This is a genomic window from Bradyrhizobium sp. CCBAU 51765, from assembly GCF_015291725.1.
In the GTDB taxonomy this organism is placed as follows: domain Bacteria; phylum Pseudomonadota; class Alphaproteobacteria; order Rhizobiales; family Xanthobacteraceae; genus Bradyrhizobium; species Bradyrhizobium liaoningense.
This window is the reverse complement of record NZ_CP030038.1, coordinates 1,430,544-1,447,634: the sequence shown is the minus strand read 5'-3', so window position 1 is coordinate 1,447,634 and position 17,091 is coordinate 1,430,544. Positions and strand designations below refer to the sequence as shown.

17 protein-coding genes are annotated in these 17,091 nt (G+C 64.5%); 11 read left to right on the top strand and 6 right to left on the bottom strand.

The features are described from left to right. Positions 1-28: 28 nt before the first annotated feature. Positions 29-739, bottom strand: coding sequence for an alpha/beta fold hydrolase (locus XH96_RS06815; protein ID WP_194391631.1), 711 nt, complete (start codon positions 737-739; stop codon positions 29-31). A 146-nt stretch (positions 740-885) separates the two neighbouring features. Between XH96_RS06815 and carA the strand changes: the two genes are divergently transcribed. Further along, positions 886-2,076 carry a glutamine-hydrolyzing carbamoyl-phosphate synthase small subunit gene (gene carA, locus XH96_RS06810; protein WP_028178733.1) on the top strand — a complete coding sequence of 397 codons (1,191 nt, stop codon included), beginning with the start codon at positions 886-888 and terminating at the stop codon, positions 2,074-2,076. Positions 2,077-2,122: 46 nt separating this feature from the next. Here carA and XH96_RS06805 read toward each other — a convergent pair whose 3' ends face one another. Continuing rightward, positions 2,123-2,338 (bottom strand): hypothetical protein, encoded by a 216-nt coding sequence (locus XH96_RS06805; RefSeq protein ID WP_061880434.1) that lies wholly within the window; start codon positions 2,336-2,338, stop codon positions 2,123-2,125. A gap of 146 nt (positions 2,339-2,484) precedes the next feature. Here XH96_RS06805 and XH96_RS06800 point away from each other — a divergent pair, with 146 nt between their 5' ends. After that, complete coding sequence (locus XH96_RS06800) at positions 2,485-3,006, top strand: hypothetical protein (protein ID WP_194391629.1); 522 nt, start codon at positions 2,485-2,487, stop codon at positions 3,004-3,006. A gap of 127 nt (positions 3,007-3,133) precedes the next feature. Here XH96_RS06800 and XH96_RS06795 read toward each other — a convergent pair whose 3' ends face one another. Then, positions 3,134-3,655 carry a Dps family protein gene (locus XH96_RS06795; RefSeq protein WP_194391627.1) on the bottom strand — a complete coding sequence of 174 codons (522 nt, stop codon included), beginning with the start codon at positions 3,653-3,655 and terminating at the stop codon, positions 3,134-3,136. A 105-nt stretch (positions 3,656-3,760) separates the two neighbouring features. Between XH96_RS06795 and XH96_RS06790 the strand changes: the two genes are divergently transcribed. The 3 genes from XH96_RS06790 (at position 3,761) to greA (ending at position 9,045) form a co-directional block, all read left to right on the top strand. Continuing rightward, positions 3,761-4,462, top strand: coding sequence for a class I SAM-dependent methyltransferase (locus tag XH96_RS06790; RefSeq protein WP_194391625.1), 702 nt, complete (start codon positions 3,761-3,763; stop codon positions 4,460-4,462). 430 nt (positions 4,463-4,892) lie between these two features. Beyond that, entirely contained in the window at positions 4,893-8,357 is a 3,465-nt protein-coding gene (gene carB, locus XH96_RS06785; protein WP_194391623.1) for a carbamoyl-phosphate synthase large subunit, read from the top strand. 214 nt (positions 8,358-8,571) lie between these two features. Continuing rightward, positions 8,572-9,045, top strand: a complete 474-nt coding sequence (gene greA / locus XH96_RS06780) for a transcription elongation factor GreA (RefSeq protein WP_027563740.1) — start codon at positions 8,572-8,574, stop codon at positions 9,043-9,045. Between the two features lie 141 nt (positions 9,046-9,186). On the opposite strand, the gene XH96_RS06775 is transcribed toward greA, so the two are convergent. Continuing rightward, the gene (locus XH96_RS06775; RefSeq protein ID WP_166818364.1) at positions 9,187-9,666 is read right to left on the bottom strand and encodes an Lrp/AsnC family transcriptional regulator; all 480 of its coding nucleotides are present in this window, start codon (positions 9,664-9,666) and stop codon (positions 9,187-9,189) included. 266 nt (positions 9,667-9,932) lie between these two features. On the opposite strand from XH96_RS06775, the gene trxB reads away from it, so the two are divergent. The 5 genes from trxB (at position 9,933) to XH96_RS06750 (ending at position 13,891) form a co-directional block, all read left to right on the top strand. Continuing rightward, entirely contained in the window at positions 9,933-10,898 is a 966-nt protein-coding gene (gene trxB, locus XH96_RS06770; RefSeq protein WP_131869256.1) for a thioredoxin-disulfide reductase, read from the top strand. A gap of 4 nt (positions 10,899-10,902) precedes the next feature. Then, a complete protein-coding gene (locus XH96_RS06765; RefSeq protein ID WP_028178742.1) occupies positions 10,903-11,826 on the top strand; it encodes a LysR family transcriptional regulator in 924 nt (307 codons plus the stop codon). Positions 11,827-12,268: 442 nt separating this feature from the next. Next, complete coding sequence (locus tag XH96_RS06760; RefSeq protein ID WP_194391616.1) at positions 12,269-13,177, top strand: 4-hydroxy-tetrahydrodipicolinate synthase; 909 nt, start codon at positions 12,269-12,271, stop codon at positions 13,175-13,177. A 283-nt stretch (positions 13,178-13,460) separates the two neighbouring features. Continuing rightward, on the top strand, positions 13,461-13,616 hold the full coding sequence (locus XH96_RS06755; RefSeq protein WP_194394430.1) for a hypothetical protein: 156 nt from the start codon (positions 13,461-13,463) through the stop codon (positions 13,614-13,616). Between the two features lie 128 nt (positions 13,617-13,744). Continuing rightward, positions 13,745-13,891 (top strand): hypothetical protein, encoded by a 147-nt coding sequence (locus XH96_RS06750; protein WP_162131096.1) that lies wholly within the window; start codon positions 13,745-13,747, stop codon positions 13,889-13,891. Positions 13,892-13,968: 77 nt separating this feature from the next. On the opposite strand, the gene XH96_RS06745 is transcribed toward XH96_RS06750, so the two are convergent. Together XH96_RS06745 and XH96_RS06740 are read right to left on the bottom strand one after the other, a co-directional pair. After that, a complete protein-coding gene (locus XH96_RS06745; RefSeq protein ID WP_061880428.1) occupies positions 13,969-14,646 on the bottom strand; it encodes a ParA family protein in 678 nt (225 codons plus the stop codon). 339 nt (positions 14,647-14,985) lie between these two features. Next, the gene (locus XH96_RS06740) at positions 14,986-15,327 is read right to left on the bottom strand and encodes a hypothetical protein (protein WP_194391614.1); all 342 of its coding nucleotides are present in this window, start codon (positions 15,325-15,327) and stop codon (positions 14,986-14,988) included. Between the two features lie 595 nt (positions 15,328-15,922). On the opposite strand from XH96_RS06740, the gene XH96_RS06735 reads away from it, so the two are divergent. Continuing rightward, a complete protein-coding gene (locus XH96_RS06735; protein ID WP_194391612.1) occupies positions 15,923-17,089 on the top strand; it encodes a CaiB/BaiF CoA-transferase family protein in 1,167 nt (388 codons plus the stop codon). The last annotated feature ends 2 nt before the right edge of the window (positions 17,090-17,091 follow it).

Below are 17,091 nucleotides of genomic sequence, written 5' to 3'. Positions count from 1 at the left end.
GACGCCTGATCTAGGCCGTTCGTGGCCTTCAGACAACCTCGGTTCCGAGCCATTCGGTAAGAGCCCGCACTGTCGCTTCCGGCTGTTCGGCTTGCGGCAGGTGCCCGCAGCGATCGAGGATCACGAGCCTGGCGCCGGCAATGCCCTCGGCCATCTCCTTGGAGAAAGCGTTCGGGATGGTGTTGTCGGTATCGCCCGTCAGCACCAGAGTCGGACACTTGATGGCTGAAAGCGTCGGGCGCGAATCCACCCGTGCGATGATCGCGGTCTGCTGCCGCAGATAGCCTTCGACGCCGACGTCCTCGTCCTGCGCATGCACGAGCGCGAGAATATCGGCATCATCGCGCCGCGACGGATGCACGAGCTCCGGAAAACTCTCCTGGCGGACGGCGCGAAGCTCGCCGCGCCTGGCGCGCTCCATCTGGGCGTGCCGGCGCGCGGTTGCGTCCGGCGTGTCGGGCCGCGCCTGCGTGTTGATCAGCGCGAGCCTGGCCACGCGCTCGCCCGCCTGGCGCATGATCTCGAAGGCGATGTAGCCGCCCATGGAATGGCCGGCGAGGGCGAAGCGCGGCGGCGCCTCGGCGAGGATGCGACGGGCGATCGCCGCGATGCTGTCGTCGCGGATGTGGTTGGCAATCATCACGGGGCCAAACCGCCATAGCGGCGGGATCACCGGGGCGTAGATCCGGGCCGAGGAGGCCAGCCCCGGAACCAGCAGAATCGGGGTGGTCTGGTCCATTATTGCCTCGCAAGCCCAGGAAATTGCCGGAAATTGTGCGGCCGAGCTTAAGTGTCCGAGACGGGCTGTCAAATATGCAAAAACGCATGTGAATCGGCGCTTCTCCGCTTTGACGGCGGCGCCTGCGGGGACTATGAAGCGGGCTCATGACACAACATGACAACGATACCGCTTGGCCGGACCACAAACCGACCGCGCTCCTCGTGCTTGCCGACGGCACGGTGCTCGAGGGCTTCGGTCTCGGCGCCGAAGGCCACGCCGTCGGTGAAGTCTGCTTCAACACCGCGATGACCGGCTATGAAGAGATCCTCACCGATCCTTCCTATGCCGGACAGCTCATCACCTTCACCTTCCCGCATATCGGCAATGTCGGCACCAATGAGGACGACATCGAGACGGTGAACATGGCGGCGACGCCGGGCGCGCGCGGCGTGATCCTGCGCACCGCGATCACCGATCCTTCGAACTACCGCGCCACCAAGCATCTCGACGGCTGGCTGAAGGCGCGCGGCATCATCGGTCTCTCCGGCATCGACACCCGCGCGCTGACCGCCTTGATCCGCTCCAAGGGCATGCCCAACGCCGTGATCGCGCATTCCAGGACCGGCGAGTTCGATCTGCATGGCCTGAAGGAGGAAGCGCGCGAGTGGCCGGGCCTTGAGGGCATGGATCTCGTGCCGCTGGTCACCTCCGGCCAGCGCTTCAGCTGGGACGAGACGCCCTGGCTGTGGGACAAGGGTTTTGGTCGGCAGGAGAAGCCGGAATTCAACGTCGTCGCGATCGACTACGGCATCAAGCGCAACATCCTGCGCCTGCTCGCCGGGGTCGGCTGCAAGGTGACGGTGGTGCCGGCAACGACCTCCGCCGAGGACATTCTGGCGATGAAGCCGGACGGCGTATTCCTGTCCAACGGTCCGGGCGATCCGGCCGCGACCGGCAAATATGCCGTGCCTGTGATCCGGGACGTGATCAAGTCGGGCACGCCGACCTTCGGGATCTGCCTCGGCCACCAGATGCTGGGCCTCGCCGTCGGCGCGAAGACGAAGAAGATGCACCAGGGCCATCATGGCGCCAACCATCCGGTGAAGGACGAGACCACCGGCAAGGTCGAGATCACCTCGATGAACCACGGCTTTGCCGTGGACGAGACGACCCTGCCGAAGGGCGCGACGCAGACCCACATTTCCTTGTTTGATGGGTCCAATTGCGGCATCCAGCTCGACGGCAAGCCGGTGTTCTCGGTGCAGTACCACCCGGAGGCCTCACCGGGCCCGCGCGACTCGCACTATCTTTTCAAGCGCTTCGCCGACCTGATGCGGCAAAGAAAGAGCGCGTAAGGCCACAAGATCGCCCGGCGGATGAGTCCGCCGGGGTGGGGCGTCGTCACGGACGCATGAACATGAAGTCCGTGTCGGGATCGCAGTTCTCGGCGATGAAGCGCAGCTCCGCCTGGATGTCGGCGACCGACCTCGTCTCCAGATATTTCGAAATCACCAAACCGAGCAACGCCCGGCAGACGGCTTCGTGCCCGAGGCCAGCCGTCTCCGCCTCGTCGACGGCCGCCGAAAAATGACGCTGCGCAACGTCGGATGCGTACATGGCGTTCCCCCTCCTTCGCTTCGATCTGCGTGCCCGCCATTGGCCGCCTGCGCCTTGATCTCGGTCAAGCCGGCGTATGGAGTCTCACAAGGAACAAGAGGGCCCGCGCTCTCTTGATTCCAGGTCTGTTGCCAGTGGGAGCTCCCATGTCCGTCGTCCGCGACAATGCCGAGCCGCTCGCCATCGTGTTCGAAGATGATGGCCTCGCGCCGAACAACATCCTTCCGTTCCTGGTCTATCAGGGCGCGGTGAAGCTTGATCCGAAGCATCCGGAAGAGACCATCGAAGACCTGTTCGAGCGCAATGGCTGGGGCGGGACGTGGCGGAACGGCGTCTACGACTATCTGCATTATCACGCGACGGTGCACGAAGTGCTCGGCGTCGCACGCGGCAGTGCAAGCGTCCGCTTCGGCGGCGACCATGGCCGGGAGCTTCAGATCAAGGCCGGCGACGTCGCGATCCTGCCGGCCGGAACCGGGCATCAGTGCATCGAGGCGAGCGATGATTTTTGCGTGATCGGCGCCTATCCGCCGGGATCGAAGATGGAGATCACGCGGGCGACGCCCGAGAACCACGCGAAGGCGCTGAAGACGATTCCGCAAGTGGCGCTGCCGCCCGCTGATCCCGTGACGGGGAAGGACGGCGCGCTGATGCGGTTGTGGCGGTAGCCAGCAAGCGGGTGGGCAAAGGCGCGCCCTTGCGCGCCGTGCCCACCACTCCATCCGGACAGTCCAGTTGGTGGGCACGCTTCGCTTTGCCCGCCCTACAAAAACTACGAAAGCTACGAAGCTCGGCCTACGCCGCGTTGCTGCCTTCCTGCCGGGTCGCCTCGAACAGGAACCAGGTGCGGCGCTCGGTCTCGTCGATGAAGTTTTCGAGGATGCTGGCGCTGGCGACGTCACCGGCCTCGTCGCAGACCTCGTGCGCCTTGCGCATCGCGGCGGCGACGTGCTTGTTGTCCTGCATCAGCTCGCGCAGCATCTCGCGCGGCGGGACGTAGTCCTCGTTGTTGTCCTTGATTGTCTGCAGCTTTGCGACCTGGCCGATCGACTTCAGCGTGGTGCCGCCGATCTTGCGGACGCGCTCGGCAAGCTGGTCGGTGGTGGCGAAGATCTGGTCGGACTGCTCGTCGAGCAGCAGGTGGTAATCGCGGAAATGCCGGCCGCTGATGTGCCAGTGGAAATTCTTGGTCTTGAGGTAAAGCGCGAACGCGTCGGCCAGAAGCACGTTGAGCGCCTCCGAGACCTTCTTGACCCCATCGGACGACAGATCAGTGGGGGTATCGAGATCGGGCGAGACCTTGCTGGTTTTGCTCACGGGAGACCTTCCTGTTAGGACGCGGACATTGACGGCGCGCCGTCGCACCCCTAACGCAAGGCGGGCAGCGCCGGTTCCTAGATAGGAACCGCTGAGCGGGATACCATGGACGATTGGATCGATTATTACGACTCCACGCATACGATCTATGTCAGCAAGCTGCATCGCGACTTGCACTTCCAGATCATCGCGCGGGACATCATCGGCTATATCCCCTCGCCCGAGGCGGTCGTGCTGGACTATGCCTGCGGGGAAGCGTTGTCGGCGAGCCAGGTGGCGGCCGCCTGCGGCCAGTTGATCCTGGCCGAGCCCGCCCCCGGCGTGCGTGGCCGGCTGATCGCGCGATTTGCCCCGAACACCAAGATCCGCGTCCGCTCGCTCGACGACATCCGCAAGATGCAGGACCAGTCGATCGACCTCGTGGTGATGAACTCGGTCGCGCAATACATGACGCCGGAGGAGCTCGATGCCGCCCTCCTCAACATCCGCCGTATCCTGAAGCCCTCCGGGAAGCTGGTGCTCGGCGACATTCTCCAGCCCAATGTCGGCATGGGCAGGGACGTCATGGCCCTGCTCGGCTTCGGCCTGCGCCACGGCTTCCTGAAGGACGCGCTGATCGGGCTGATCAGCACCGCGCTGTCGGATTACCGGCAGTTGCGTTCGAAAATCGGGCTGCAGCGCTACAGCGAGGACGAGATCACCGCCAAACTGAAGGCGGCCGGATTCTCGGTCCAGCGCGCCCAAGGCAATATCGGCCACAATCGCTGGCGCATGACCTTCATCGCCCGGCCACCTCTGGTTCGTTAAGCATAACAATTAGCCGTTGTAGCTTGTCGCACTGCAATCGGACATGATCGCCGCGGCCCGGTGGCGGAAGTGTCTACGCGGGGGCGGTGCATCGCTCTTCATCCTGGTTCAAATCCAGGCCGGGTCTCCACGCTTCGCCCCTGCGGGGCTACGCGTGGCGCAGCCGCGCAAGACCCGCAGGGGCGAAGCGTGTCCGGCGTAGCTGGAGCGAAGCGGAAGCGTAGACGGACTGCCGGCTCCAACGATCCCGGCAGCCGCAGCCAGCAACCCCTGAAAATTGCCGGTTGATGGGCATTTTTCGGGGTTTCGCCGCCTCTAAAACTGGTCTAAGACCCACCCGCGCGCGAGGGAGACCCCGCGCTCTCGCCAAATGGGGACGCGCGGCAAGCGCGCCCTTTTTTTGTGCCCAGATTCCAGCCCGTGAGCGGTGATGCCCAAACGAACCGACATCTCGACCATCCTGATCATCGGCGCCGGTCCCATCGTGATCGGCCAGGCCTGCGAGTTCGACTATTCGGGCACGCAGGCGGTTAAGACGCTGAAGGAAGAGGGCTATCGCATCGTCCTCGTCAATTCCAACCCGGCCACGATCATGACCGACCCGGAATTGGCCGACGCGACCTATATCGAGCCGATCACGCCGGAGATCGTCGCCAAGATCATCGAGAAGGAACGTCACGTCATTCCCGGCGGTTTCGCGCTGCTGCCGACCATGGGCGGACAGACCGCGCTGAACTGCGCGCTGTCGCTGCGCCGCCAGGGCACATTGGAGAAGTTCGATGTCGAGATGATCGGCGCCACCGCCGACGCGATCGACAAGGCCGAAGACCGCCAGCTGTTCCGCAATGCCATGGAGAAGATCGGGCTGCAGACGCCGAAGTCGCGGCTCGCCAACGCGTCCGAGCTGAAGAAGTCGTTCCGCGACAAATACCAGGCCGAACGCGAGAAGCTGTCGGGCGCGGCGCTCGAAGAGCTCGACCGGCAATGGACACTTGGCGAAGGCGACCGGCGCAAGCGTTATCAGGAATATGCGCTCGGACAGGCAATGATGGCACTGTCCGAGATCGGCCTGCCCGCGATCATCCGCCCCTCCTTCACCATGGGCGGCACCGGCGGCGGCATCGCCTACAACAAGGAAGAGTTCCTCGACATCATCGAACGCGGCCTCGATGCGTCTCCCACCAACGAAGTGCTGATCGAAGAATCCGTGCTCGGCTGGAAAGAGTACGAGATGGAAGTAGTGCGCGACAAGAACGACAATTGCATCATCGTCTGCTCGATCGAGAACCTCGATCCGATGGGCGTGCACACCGGCGATTCCATCACGGTGGCGCCGGCGCTGACGCTGACTGACAAGGAATACCAGATCATGCGCGACGCCTCGCTGGCGGTGCTGCGCGAGATCGGCGTCGAGACCGGCGGCTCCAACGTGCAGTTCGGCGTCAATCCCGAAGACGGCCGCATGGTCGTCATCGAGATGAATCCGCGCGTGTCGCGCTCCTCCGCGCTGGCCTCGAAGGCCACCGGTTTTCCGATCGCCAAGGTCGCCGCCAAGCTCGCCGTCGGCTACACCCTGGACGAGATCGCCAACGACATCACCGGCGGCGCCACGCCGGCCTCGTTCGAGCCGACCATCGACTACGTCGTCACCAAGGTGCCGCGCTTCGCCTTCGAGAAATTCCCGGGCGCCTCGACCACGCTGACCACCTCGATGAAGTCGGTCGGCGAAGTCATGGCGATCGGGCGCACCTTCCAGGAAAGCCTGCAAAAGGCGCTGCGCGGGCTCGAGACCGGGTTGACCGGCCTCGACGAGATCGAGATCGAGGGCCTCGGCCGCGACGACGACAAGAACGCGATCCGCGCCGCGCTCGGCACGCCGACGCCGAACCGTCTGCTCCAGGTCGCCCAGGCCATGCGGCTCGGCTGGTCGAACGAGGACATCTTCAAGTCCTGCAAGATCGATCCCTGGTTCCTCGGCGAGATGCGCGGCATCGTCGACATGGAGGAGAAGGTCAGGAAGAACGGCCTGCCGGGCAACGCCTTCGGCATGCGCACGCTCAAGGCCATGGGCTTCTCCGATGCACGCCTCGCCGTGCTCGCCGAGACGACGGAAGCGGAGGTGACGGCGAAGCGCCACGCGCTCGGCGTTCGCCCCGTCTACAAGCGCATCGACACCTGCGCGGCCGAGTTCGCCTCCCCCACCGCCTACATGTATTCGACCTATGAGGCGCCGTTTGCGGGCGCGCCGGCCGACGAGAGCACGCCGTCCGACAAGAAGAAGGTGATCATTCTCGGCGGCGGTCCCAACCGCATCGGCCAGGGCATCGAGTTCGACTATTGCTGCTGTCACGCCTGCTTCGCGCTGCATGACGCCGGCTACGAATCCATCATGGTCAACTGCAATCCGGAGACGGTGTCGACCGACTACGACACCGCCGACCGGCTCTATTTCGAGCCGCTCACCGCCGAGGACGTGCTGGAGATCATCGCGAAGGAGCGCAGCAAGGGCACGCTGCACGGCGTGATCGTGCAGTTCGGCGGCCAGACGCCGCTGAAGCTGGCGCGCGCGCTGGAGGCCGCCGAAGTGCCGATCCTCGGCACCTCGCCGGACGCCATCGACCTCGCGGAGGACCGCGACCGCTTCAAACGCGTGCTCGACAAGCTTCGTCTCAAGCAGCCGAAGAACGGCATCGCCTATTCGGTCGAACAGGCGCGTCTTGTCTCCGCCGACCTCGGCCTGCCGCTGGTGGTCCGCCCGTCCTACGTGCTCGGCGGCCGCGCCATGCAGATCATCCGCGAGGAGAACCAGCTCAACGACTATCTGCTCGGCACGCTGCCGGAGCTGGTGCCAGCCGACGTCAAGGCGCGCTATCCGAACGACAAGACCGGGCAGATCAACACGGTGCTCGGCAAGAACCCGCTGCTGTTCGACCGCTATCTGTCGGACGCGACCGAGATCGATGTCGACTGCCTCTCCGACGGCAAGGACACGTTCATCGTCGGTATCATGGAGCACATCGAGGAAGCCGGCATCCATTCCGGCGACAGCGCCTGCTCGCTGCCGCCGCACTCGCTCGAGCCTGAGATGATCGAGGAGCTGGAGCGCCAGACCCGCGAGCTCGCGCTCGGCCTCGACGTCATCGGCCTGATGAACGTGCAATATGCCATCAAGGACGGCGAGATCTACGTGCTCGAGGTCAATCCGCGCGCTTCGCGCACGGTGCCGTTCGTCGCCAAGGTGGTCGGCACGCCGGTCGCCAAGATCGCCGCGCGCGTCATGGCGGGCGAGAAGCTCGCCGATTTCAAGCTGAAGAAGGCCAGGCTCAAGCACGTCGGCGTCAAGGAATCGGTCTTCCCGTTCGCGCGCTTCCCCGGCGTCGACACGGTGCTCGGCCCCGAGATGCGCTCGACCGGCGAGGTCATGGGCATCGACCGTTCGTTTGCGGTGGCCTTCGCCAAGAGCCAGCTCGGCGGCGGCACGCGGGTGCCGCGCAAGGGCACGGTGTTCGTGTCGGTGCGCGAAAGCGACAAGACGCGCATCGCCGAGGCCGTTCGCGAATTGCACTCGCTCGGCTTCAAGGTGCTGGCGACCTCGGGCACCCAGCGCTTCCTGACCGACCAGGGCATCCCGACCGAAAAGGTGAACAAGGTGCTGGAGGGGCGGCCGCACATCGTCGACGCCATCACCAACGGGGACGTCCAGCTCGTCTTCAACACCACCGAAGGCCCGCAGGCGCTGGCCGACAGCCGCTCGCTGCGGCGCGCGGCCCTCTTGCATAAAGTGCCGTATTACACCACTCTTTCCGGGGCCGTGGCGGCCGCGCAGGGCATCCGCGCCTATTTGGGCGGGGACCTTGAGGTTCGTACCCTGCAGAGCTACTTTTCGGAAACCTGATCGCTAGCTCCGGCGAAGCCGCTGCTAAGTGATTGGCGATGAAGCCACAATGGCCGGAGGAACTGTCCGGCCAGGTGGTGGTTCTGTTCCGGCGCTAAAAGCCCATATCTGTCAACGTCCGGCAGTCCCTGCGTTGGGCTCCGGAAACACTGACGAATCAAGGTTGCGGCGTCCATCCGCGTTTGGGGCGCACGATCGAAGGACGAGAGAGACGATGGAAAAGGTTCCGATGACCCAGGCCGGCTTTGTCGCGCTCGGGGAAGAATTGAAGCAGCGCCAGTCCGTGGATCGTCCGCGGATCATCGAGCATATCGCGGAGGCGCGCTCGCACGGAGACCTGTCGGAAAACGCGGAATATCATGCCGCGAAGGAAGAGCAGTCCCACAATGAAGGCCGCATCGCCGAGCTCGAGGACAAGCTCGCGCGCGCCGACATCATCGACATTTCCAAGCTCTCCGGCGACACCATCAAGTTCGGCGCCACCGTGACGCTGGTCGACGAGGACACCGAGAAGAAGACGGTGTGGCAGATCGTCGGCGAGGTCGAGGCCGACGCCAAGAAGGGCCGCATCTCCATCACCTCGCCGCTCGCGCGCGCGTTGATCGGCAAGAAGAAAGGCGCCTCGGTCGAGGTCAACACGCCCGGCGGCGCCAAGGCCTATGAGATCACCAAGGTGGAGTGGCGGTAAGGATTTGCCGCCTGCGCCGAGATGATACTTTCGAAAAGGCCGCGCAGTGCGCGGCCTTTTTGTTTCTGCGTCTCGTGTCCCGGAGGCACTGCAACGCCCTTAGCGTTGCTGCGCTGCGTCCGGGGCACGAGTTCGCGCGGCCTACCTTCTCCCCTTCACCTCCAGCGGCACGGCCGCCTCGTACTTCGAATTGTGCAGCACCAGCGAGGTCCGCACGTTGCGGACATGTGGCGCGGCAGTCAGGTGCGTGACGAAATCCTGGAAAGTCGCCATGTCAGGGGCGACGCATTTGAGGATGAAATCGACCTCGCCCGACAGCATCCAGCATTCCCGCACCAGGGGCTCGGCGCGGACGAAATCCTCGAAAGCGCGCAAATCCGCCTCGGCCTGGCTGGACAGGTGCACGGCCGCGAACACGGTGACATCGAAACCGAGTTTGCGGGCGTCGAGCAGGCCCCGATAGCCGTGGATGTAGCCCTCTTCCTCAAGCGCCCGGACACGGCGCAGGCAGGGGGGCGGCGAGATTCCGACGCGCTTGGCCAGCTCGACATTCGTGATTCGACCGTCGGCCTGAATCTCGGTGAGAATCTTCAGGTCGATCTCGTCTAGGTTCCGCGACACGTGATTGGAACTCCTGCCCTTTGCAGCGGTATTGGATGGTTTGTCGAAATCCTCATAGCCCAGTCGGCACGGGCAGCGCAATTTTATTGCGCGTGCAACGCAATCGAGTTTTGTTCCCTGTTGGAAAAATCCGCTGAGAGGGAATGCAATTCTTGCATAGCTCACCAGAAGGCTTAGATTAGCTCTGATATTTCAGCGCCTCCGCGAGGCCTCCCGGCACCTTCCGCGCCCGCGCTGCAAATCCCCCGTGAAAGGCGTCCATCGAAATGTCCGCTCCTGTTCATGCAAAGGTCGTCATTATCGGCTCCGGCCCTGCTGGCTACACGGCGGCGATCTATGCCGCGCGGGCGATGCTCGAGCCGATCCTGATCCAGGGCATCCAGCCCGGCGGCCAGCTCACCATCACCACCGACGTCGAGAATTATCCGGGCTTCGCCGACGTGATCCAGGGCCCCTGGCTGATGGAGCAGATGGAGAAGCAGGCGGTCCATGTCGGCACCCGGATCGTCACCGATCTGGTCACCAGGCTGGAGACGGCGCAGCGGCCGTTCCGCCTCACCTGCGACAGCGGCGACGTCTATCTCGCCGACACCGTGATCCTCGCCACAGGCGCGCAAGCGCGCTGGCTCGGGCTGCCGTCCGAAGCCAAGTTCCAGGGCGGCGGCGTGTCGGCCTGCGCCACCTGCGACGGCTTCTTCTACCGGGGCAAGGACGTGATCGTGGTCGGCGGCGGCAACACCGCGGTCGAGGAGGCCCTGTACCTCACCAACCACGCCTCGCAGGTCACCATCGTGCATCGTCGCGATCACTTCCGCGCCGAGCGCATCCTGCAGGAACGCCTGTTCAACCACCCGAAGATCAAGGTGATCTGGGACTCGGCCGTCGACGAGATCTGTGGCACCGAGAACCCGAACAAGGTCACCCATGTCCGGCTCAAGAACGTCAAGACCGGCGCGCTCACGGACGTGAAGGCGGACGGCGTCTTCATCGCCATCGGCCACGCGCCCGCGACCGAACTCGTCAAGGACCAGGTCAAGCTGAAACCGTCGGGCTATGTCGAGGTCGCCCCGAACTCGACCGCCACCTCGGTGCCCGGCCTGTTCGCCGCCGGCGACGTCGCCGACGAGACCTTTCGCCAGGCCGTGACGGCCGCAGGCCTCGGCTGCATGGCCGCACTCGAAGCCGAACGTTTCTTGGCCCTTCGCGCCAGCGAGCGCGCGGCAGCGGAATAACATCATGCCTCGAACACGCGACGGATTTACGGATATGGATTGGGACAAGCTGAAGGTGTTTCACGCGGCGGCGGAAGCGGGCAGCTTCACGCATGCGGGCGAGCAGCTCGGCCTGTCGCAATCGGCGGTCTCGCGCCAGGTCTCGGCGCTGGAGCAGGAGCTCTCGGTCTCGCTGTTCCACCGCCACGCCCGCGGCCTGATCCTCACCGAGCAGGGCGACCTGCTCTTCCGCACCGCGCATGACGTGTTCATGCAGCTGCAGGCGGCGCGCGCCAAGCTGACCGACAGCCGCGAGCGCCCGAGCGGCGACCTCAAGATCACCACCACGCCCGGCGTCGGCATCAACTGGCTGATCCCGCGGCTCGGCGAGTTCACCGCGCTCTATCCGGAGATCCGCATCTCGCTGATCGTCACCGACGAGGAGCTCGATCTGTCGATGCGCGAGGCCGACGTCGCGATCCGGACCCGCAAGCCGACGCAGCCGGACCTGATCCAGCGCAAGCTGTTCGCGATGGGCTTCCACGCCTATTGCTCTCCGGAATACATCAAGCGCTTCGGCACGCCGCGCACGCTGGAGGAGCTCGACTCCCACCGCATCATCACGCTCAGCGACGGCAGCTTCGCGCCGCATCTTCAGAATCGCAATTGGCTGATCGAAGCCGGGCGCAACGGCTCCGGTCCGCGCGAAGCCTATTTCAAGGTGAACAACATCCTCGGTCTCGTGCGCGCCTGTCAGCAGGGCCTCGGCATCGCCGCGCTGCCGGACTATCTCGTCGAGGAACAGAACAAACTCGTGCAGCTGTTCGGCGAGTCGGATTCGATCCAGCTCGACACCTACTTCGTCTATCCCGAGGAATTGAAGACGGTCGCGCGCGTGCAGGTGTTCCGCGACTTCGTGGTGAGCAAGGCGCAGCGCTGGCCGTCCTGATTTCCGCATGACTGACATGCGGCCTCGGCTGTTGCTGCATGACGCTGGCCAAGCCCATAATGTTTGCACGCTGAGCCTTCGCGTTGCGCATTTGTCCCCCTCCTCCAGTGGCGCGGGAGTTCAGTAATCCCTCTTGGAAGGTGATTGTGTCGGCCTCACGTGGCCAATACCTAAGCCGGGCCTTCGGGTCCGGCTTTTTTTCGTCCGCATGGGCTTTCGCCCTCCGCGTGTATTGACAGTTCCAGACACACCCCGCATCATTTGCAGATGATCACGAAGTCGTGCGCAGCCAATTCGAAAAAAGGCCCCCATCCGGGGACCTCGGATTTTTGCGCGCACTAGCTGACTTCGTCATCGCTGCAAATCCCGAAGACCCCGCCGCCTGGACGGGGTTTTTTCATGTGCCCTCCGTCTCAGGCTTTTCCCTGGAAGGAGATGGACCATGACCGGACTTGAAGATCACTTGCACGGGCTGTGGCTGCCGCTGGTGACGCCGTTTCACGGCGGCGCGCTCGACGAGAGATCGCTGCGGCGGCTGACGCGGCACTACGGCGCTGGAGCCGTCGACGGCTTCATCCTGGGGGCGACCTCCGGTGAAGGCATGACGCTGCGCGAGGCCGAGCTCGAACGTCTCGTCGCCGTGGTGCGCGACGAGATGGCGGCCAGCGGCCGCACCATGCCGATCTGCCTCGGGCTCTCGGGCGCGGACACCTCGCGGCTGAAGGAGCGCCTCGACGAGACCGCGGACTGGCCGATCGACGGCTACCTGATCGCGAGCCCCTATTACGTGCGACCGTCGCAGCGTGGCTTGCTGGCGCATTTCCAAGCGCTCGCCGATCACGCGGCATGGCCGCTCGCGCTCTACAACATCCCGTATCGCACCGCCGTCAACATCACCAACCAGACGCTGCTGCGGCTCGCCGAGCACAGGAACATCGTCGGGCTGAAGGATTGCGGCGCGAGCCGCGAGCAGTCGATCGCGCTGCTGCGCGACCGGCCGAAGGCATTCCGCGTGCTCACCGGCGAGGATGCCAACTATTTCGAGGCGCTCAGCGACGGCGCCGACGGCGGCATCGTGCTGTCGGCTCATGTCGAGACCGCGACGTTCGCAGCCGTCCATGCCGAGCTGAAGCGCGGCAATCATGATGCTGCGCTGGCGCGCTGGAACGAGGTCGCCGAGCTGACGCGGCTCTTGTTCGCCGAGCCGAGCCCCGCGCCGGCGAAGTACTGGCTGTGGCGCAGCGGCCTGATCGACAGTCCTGAAGTGCGCCTGCCGATGGTTGAAGTGAGCAGCGAGCTCGCAGCGGCAATCGATCGCGAGATCGAGCGACGGACAAAGGTCGCGGCGTAGCGGCCTCGCTTACCCTCCCCTGGAGGGGGAGGGTCGCTTCACATGTCGCGAAGCGATATGTGGAGCGGGGTGGGGTGACGGTCTCTCCGCGGCGAACACTGCCCGAGTGGAGAGATCACCCCACCCCGCTCGCGCTTCGCGCGATCGACCCTCCCCCTCCAGGGGAGGGTAAGAGCACCGCCCCGTGGTTAACCGCGCCTCAATCGCCTTCGCTGTTGCGGCATGGCGCATCCACGGCTCGTTTACACAATCGCGCCTACCCTCCGGGACCTACAGAGGGGGAATGACCATGGGACAGCGCATCCGGCCGACGGCCGCGCGGCAATTCGCGCCGGCCGATCTCCTGCAGGGAATTCTGGTGGTGTCGTCGTTCGGGTTCTGGGCGGTGATGCTCGGCCTGATGCCGGTGCTGCTGTTTCGGCTCTGGCTGCTCGGCTGACGGACGCGCGCGGGATGGTTAATCCGCGGTAGCACCTGCGTTCAAAATGCCGGGGCAGCTGCGATCCGGATCTTAAAACATCCCCGCTAACACTGACGCCCATAAGCGAAGAAATCGCGGAGGCGTTTGTGAATAGTCAGAATGAAATGGCGTCGCATTACGACGCCGGACAGCAGGGCTTTACCACCGAGGACATTCTCTGGGCCGCCGGCATCTGGTCGGTGATCCTGACCCTGTCGCCGGTCATCGTGTTCTACATGCTGATGGTGGCGTAGCTCGTCTTCACCGGTGCAGAAACGCAAAACGCGCGGCTTGTCCGCGCGTTTGTCGTCCGGGGAATGAACAATGAAAATTAAGCTGCCTGCTTGTGCATTGCGCCGGAAGCCGACGCCGTGCCGCGAATAGCCTTGACCGAACGCTCGATCGCCGCCCACAGCCTCGCAATCTCCTGGGCTGCACGGCTCTCGGCCTGATACTCGCGCGCACCCTCGCCGTGGCTCAGCGCCATCAGCAGGTCCGAACGATTGGTGATCTGGCCGCCCCACACCGGAGCACGGAATTTGGCCAGCGCTTCGCGGGCGATGGTGACGATCGGGCTTTCGGATTCGTCGCGCTTGGCCGGCGCACCGTTGAGCACGACCGCATAGGGCTTGCGCGCGGCGCGGCACATCTGGATGGTCTCCTGCACCGCGTTGACGTCGAACACGCCGGGACGGGCGGGGATCACCACCATGGTGGCGTTCTTGATCGCGTCGTCGACGACGGCCGACAGGTTCGGCGGCGTGTCGATCAACACCCATTCATAGCCGTCGCGCTTGGCGGCGGAGACGATGCCGCTGACGGAGTTCACGGCAGCCTTGATCGGCGGCTCGTTGGTGCCACGCAGCTTGTGCCACAGCGTGAGCGAGCCCTGCGGATCCGCATCCACGAGCATGACCTGCTTGCTCGCCTTGATCTGCGCGGCGAGATGTGCAGCCAGGGTACTCTTGCCCGAGCCGCCCTTACGCGATGCAAAAACAATAACGTTCATACCTTCGGCCTCCAGATTGACCCCAGGCCGCGAAAATGAATCAGCGCGCTGATTCGGGAAAGAAAAATTTATCAGGGGTTGCGTTACGGCCACGAAATAACAAGGCGTGTTGGCTTTTGAGTCACACTGCATCGCAGGACGGAGACGCGGACCCAGCCGAAATACCGCTCGCGCGGGCATTTGTGCGTTTTTTGAGCAACAAGCGGGGCAACGCAACCTTGCCGCGCAAACCTGCGGGCGATTCTTTTCCGTCGCCCGGGACTGTCGTGGCCGCACGCCTCGCGCGGCCTCGTGTGAACAAAAGGAGTCCAGTGGCTGTCGCGAAGCCGGCGTCCGCGCTCAGCCTTCGCTGGATTTCTTTCTGGCCACCTTCGGCGCCGGCTTCTTCGCAGCCTTGGGCGCGATGTTGGTCGGCCTGCCGGCGCGGGCCTCGCCCGGCTCGGGACCGGAGCGGAAGAACACCCGGCATTGCGGCGAGAGCTGCGACTTCTTCTTGATCATGCAGGCCGTGATGGCATCGACGTTCGGAACGAACTCGCTGCACAGCCGCATCGCATCCGGCGAGCAGGCCTGCTGCTCCTCCTGGGTGTAGGCGAAGCCGGCGCGCGGCAGGGCCAGGACGGCCAGGGCAAGCGAGAGGCTTGCAGCGGCCAATGACGTGTTGAAGCGAAATGCCGGCATCGATGTCCCCACGTGATGAGTCCTTGGGAATAGTGGGTGAACGGCGGTGCGTTGGCAACGAGGGCAGATGCGAAAGCCGCGACGTGTGCGGTCTCGGCAACAGGGGCGACGAATGAGGTAAAACGTTGGCGGCGTCCCTCGCCCAACCTCTCCCGCTTGGCGGGGCCTGAGCGCGCGCCTCGTCCTTCGAGACGACCGCTTCGCGGTCTCCTCAGGATGAGGCTAAGTGGGATCGGTGCCCGCTGAAACTGCTGCCGCACACCCCGTCTTCATCCTGAGGGCCCGCCAAAGGCGGGCGTCTCGAAGGATGGCCGCAGAGAAAGGCTGTCAAACGCGATAGCCCTGCTCGCGAGCGAGGGATCGCACCAGTTCCCGTGGCAGTGACAAACTCCACAAAACTGCGAAAACAACCCCATGCACAGTAGCCAAGGGACGGCAATCCCTCGGCATTTCCGTTTTTAGGATTTCACGAAGTCGAATTTGACTTGTCGGGCAAAACAGGGGCATGATGGCATCATCAAAAAAGGATGCGCGTGGGGTGGTCGGCCTGTCTCCTGCGCCGGTCAAAAGCGTTGGCGGGAGTGGAGGCGATCGCATGGATGGGAATGAGGCGGAACTGCCGCTCGCGGGGGTTACGGTTGTCTCAATCGAGCAGGCCATCGCCGCGCCGCTGGCCAGCCGGCACCTGGCGGATTGGGGCGCGCGTGTCATCAAGATCGAGCGGCCCGGAAGCGGCGATTTCTGCCGGGACTACGATCATGTCATGAACGGCATGTCGAGCCAGTTCGTCTGGACCAATCGCTCCAAGGAGAGCCTTGCCATCGACATCAAGAGCTCCGAGGGGCGCAAGGTGCTCGACGCCCTGCTGCCGCGCGCCGATGTGTTCATCCAGAACCTCGCGCCCGGCGCGGCGGAGCGGCTCGGCCTCGATGCCGCATCGCTCGTGCGAAAATTTCCGCGCCTCATCGCCTGCGACGTCTCGGGCTATGGCGGCGGCGGCCCCTACAGCGACAAGAAGGCCTATGATCTGCTGGTGCAGTGCGAGGCCGGCGTGCTCGCCATCAACGGCACCGAGGCGGAGCCCGCCAAGGTCGGGCTCTCGGTGGTCGACATCGCCACCGGCATGTACATCCTCAACGGCGTGCTGATGGCGCTGTACGCCCGCGAGCGGACCGGCAAGGGCACGGCCTTCCAGGCCTCGCTGTTCGATTCCATCACGGACTGGATGAGCTATCCTGCGTTCTACACCGAGAGCACGGGCCGTCCGCTGCCGCGCACCGGCGCGAAACATGCGACGATCGCGCCTTACGGACCGTTCCGCGTCGGCGACGGAACGACCGTCTTCTTCGGCATCCAGAACGACCGGGAATGGCGGTCGCTGTGCCGCACCGTTCTCGGCGATGCCGGCTTTGCCGACGACCTGCGCTTCCGCACCAATCCGCTGCGCATGCAGAACCGCGACGATCTGCAGGCGCATATCGAGCAGCGCTTTGCATCCATGACGAGCGAGGAGGTGCTGCGGCTGCTGGACGAAGCCGCGATCGCCAATGCGCATCTGAACTCGGTCGAGGCCTTCCTGAAGCACGAGCAGCTTCATGCACGCTCGCGGGTACAGAGCGTGAGATCGCCGAGCGGGCCGGTGATGAGCTTCCTGCCCGCGCTCACCATTCCCGGCGTGACGCCGCGGATGGATCCGGTGCCCGATGTCGGCGAGCACAACGAGGCCATCCTCGCTGAACTCGGCCTGGCCAGGGAGACATGACG

What these genes read in the sequence shown, in the direction of transcription:
- greA (WP_027563740.1), top strand. Translation starts at nt 8,572, where the DNA reads ATGGAAAAGGTTCCGATGACCCAGGCCGGCTTTGTCGCGCTCGGGGAA.
- XH96_RS06760 (WP_194391616.1), top strand. Translation starts at nt 12,269, where the DNA reads ATGACCGGACTTGAAGATCACTTGCACGGGCTGTGGCTGCCGCTGGTG.
- XH96_RS06805 (WP_061880434.1), bottom strand. Translation starts at nt 2,338, where the DNA reads ATGTACGCATCCGACGTTGCGCAGCGTCATTTTTCGGCGGCCGTCGAC.
- XH96_RS06740 (WP_194391614.1), bottom strand. Translation starts at nt 15,327, where the DNA reads ATGCCGGCATTTCGCTTCAACACGTCATTGGCCGCTGCAAGCCTCTCG.
- XH96_RS06790 (WP_194391625.1), top strand. Translation starts at nt 3,761, where the DNA reads ATGGACGATTGGATCGATTATTACGACTCCACGCATACGATCTATGTC.
- trxB (WP_131869256.1), top strand. Translation starts at nt 9,933, where the DNA reads ATGTCCGCTCCTGTTCATGCAAAGGTCGTCATTATCGGCTCCGGCCCT.
- XH96_RS06735 (WP_194391612.1), top strand. Translation starts at nt 15,923, where the DNA reads ATGGATGGGAATGAGGCGGAACTGCCGCTCGCGGGGGTTACGGTTGTC.
- XH96_RS06755 (WP_194394430.1), top strand. Translation starts at nt 13,461, where the DNA reads ATGACCATGGGACAGCGCATCCGGCCGACGGCCGCGCGGCAATTCGCG.
- carA (WP_028178733.1), top strand. Translation starts at nt 886, where the DNA reads ATGACACAACATGACAACGATACCGCTTGGCCGGACCACAAACCGACC.
- XH96_RS06800 (WP_194391629.1), top strand. Translation starts at nt 2,485, where the DNA reads ATGTCCGTCGTCCGCGACAATGCCGAGCCGCTCGCCATCGTGTTCGAA.
- carB (WP_194391623.1), top strand. Translation starts at nt 4,893, where the DNA reads ATGCCCAAACGAACCGACATCTCGACCATCCTGATCATCGGCGCCGGT.
- XH96_RS06765 (WP_028178742.1), top strand. Translation starts at nt 10,903, where the DNA reads ATGCCTCGAACACGCGACGGATTTACGGATATGGATTGGGACAAGCTG.
- XH96_RS06815 (WP_194391631.1), bottom strand. Translation starts at nt 739, where the DNA reads ATGGACCAGACCACCCCGATTCTGCTGGTTCCGGGGCTGGCCTCCTCG.
- XH96_RS06745 (WP_061880428.1), bottom strand. Translation starts at nt 14,646, where the DNA reads ATGAACGTTATTGTTTTTGCATCGCGTAAGGGCGGCTCGGGCAAGAGT.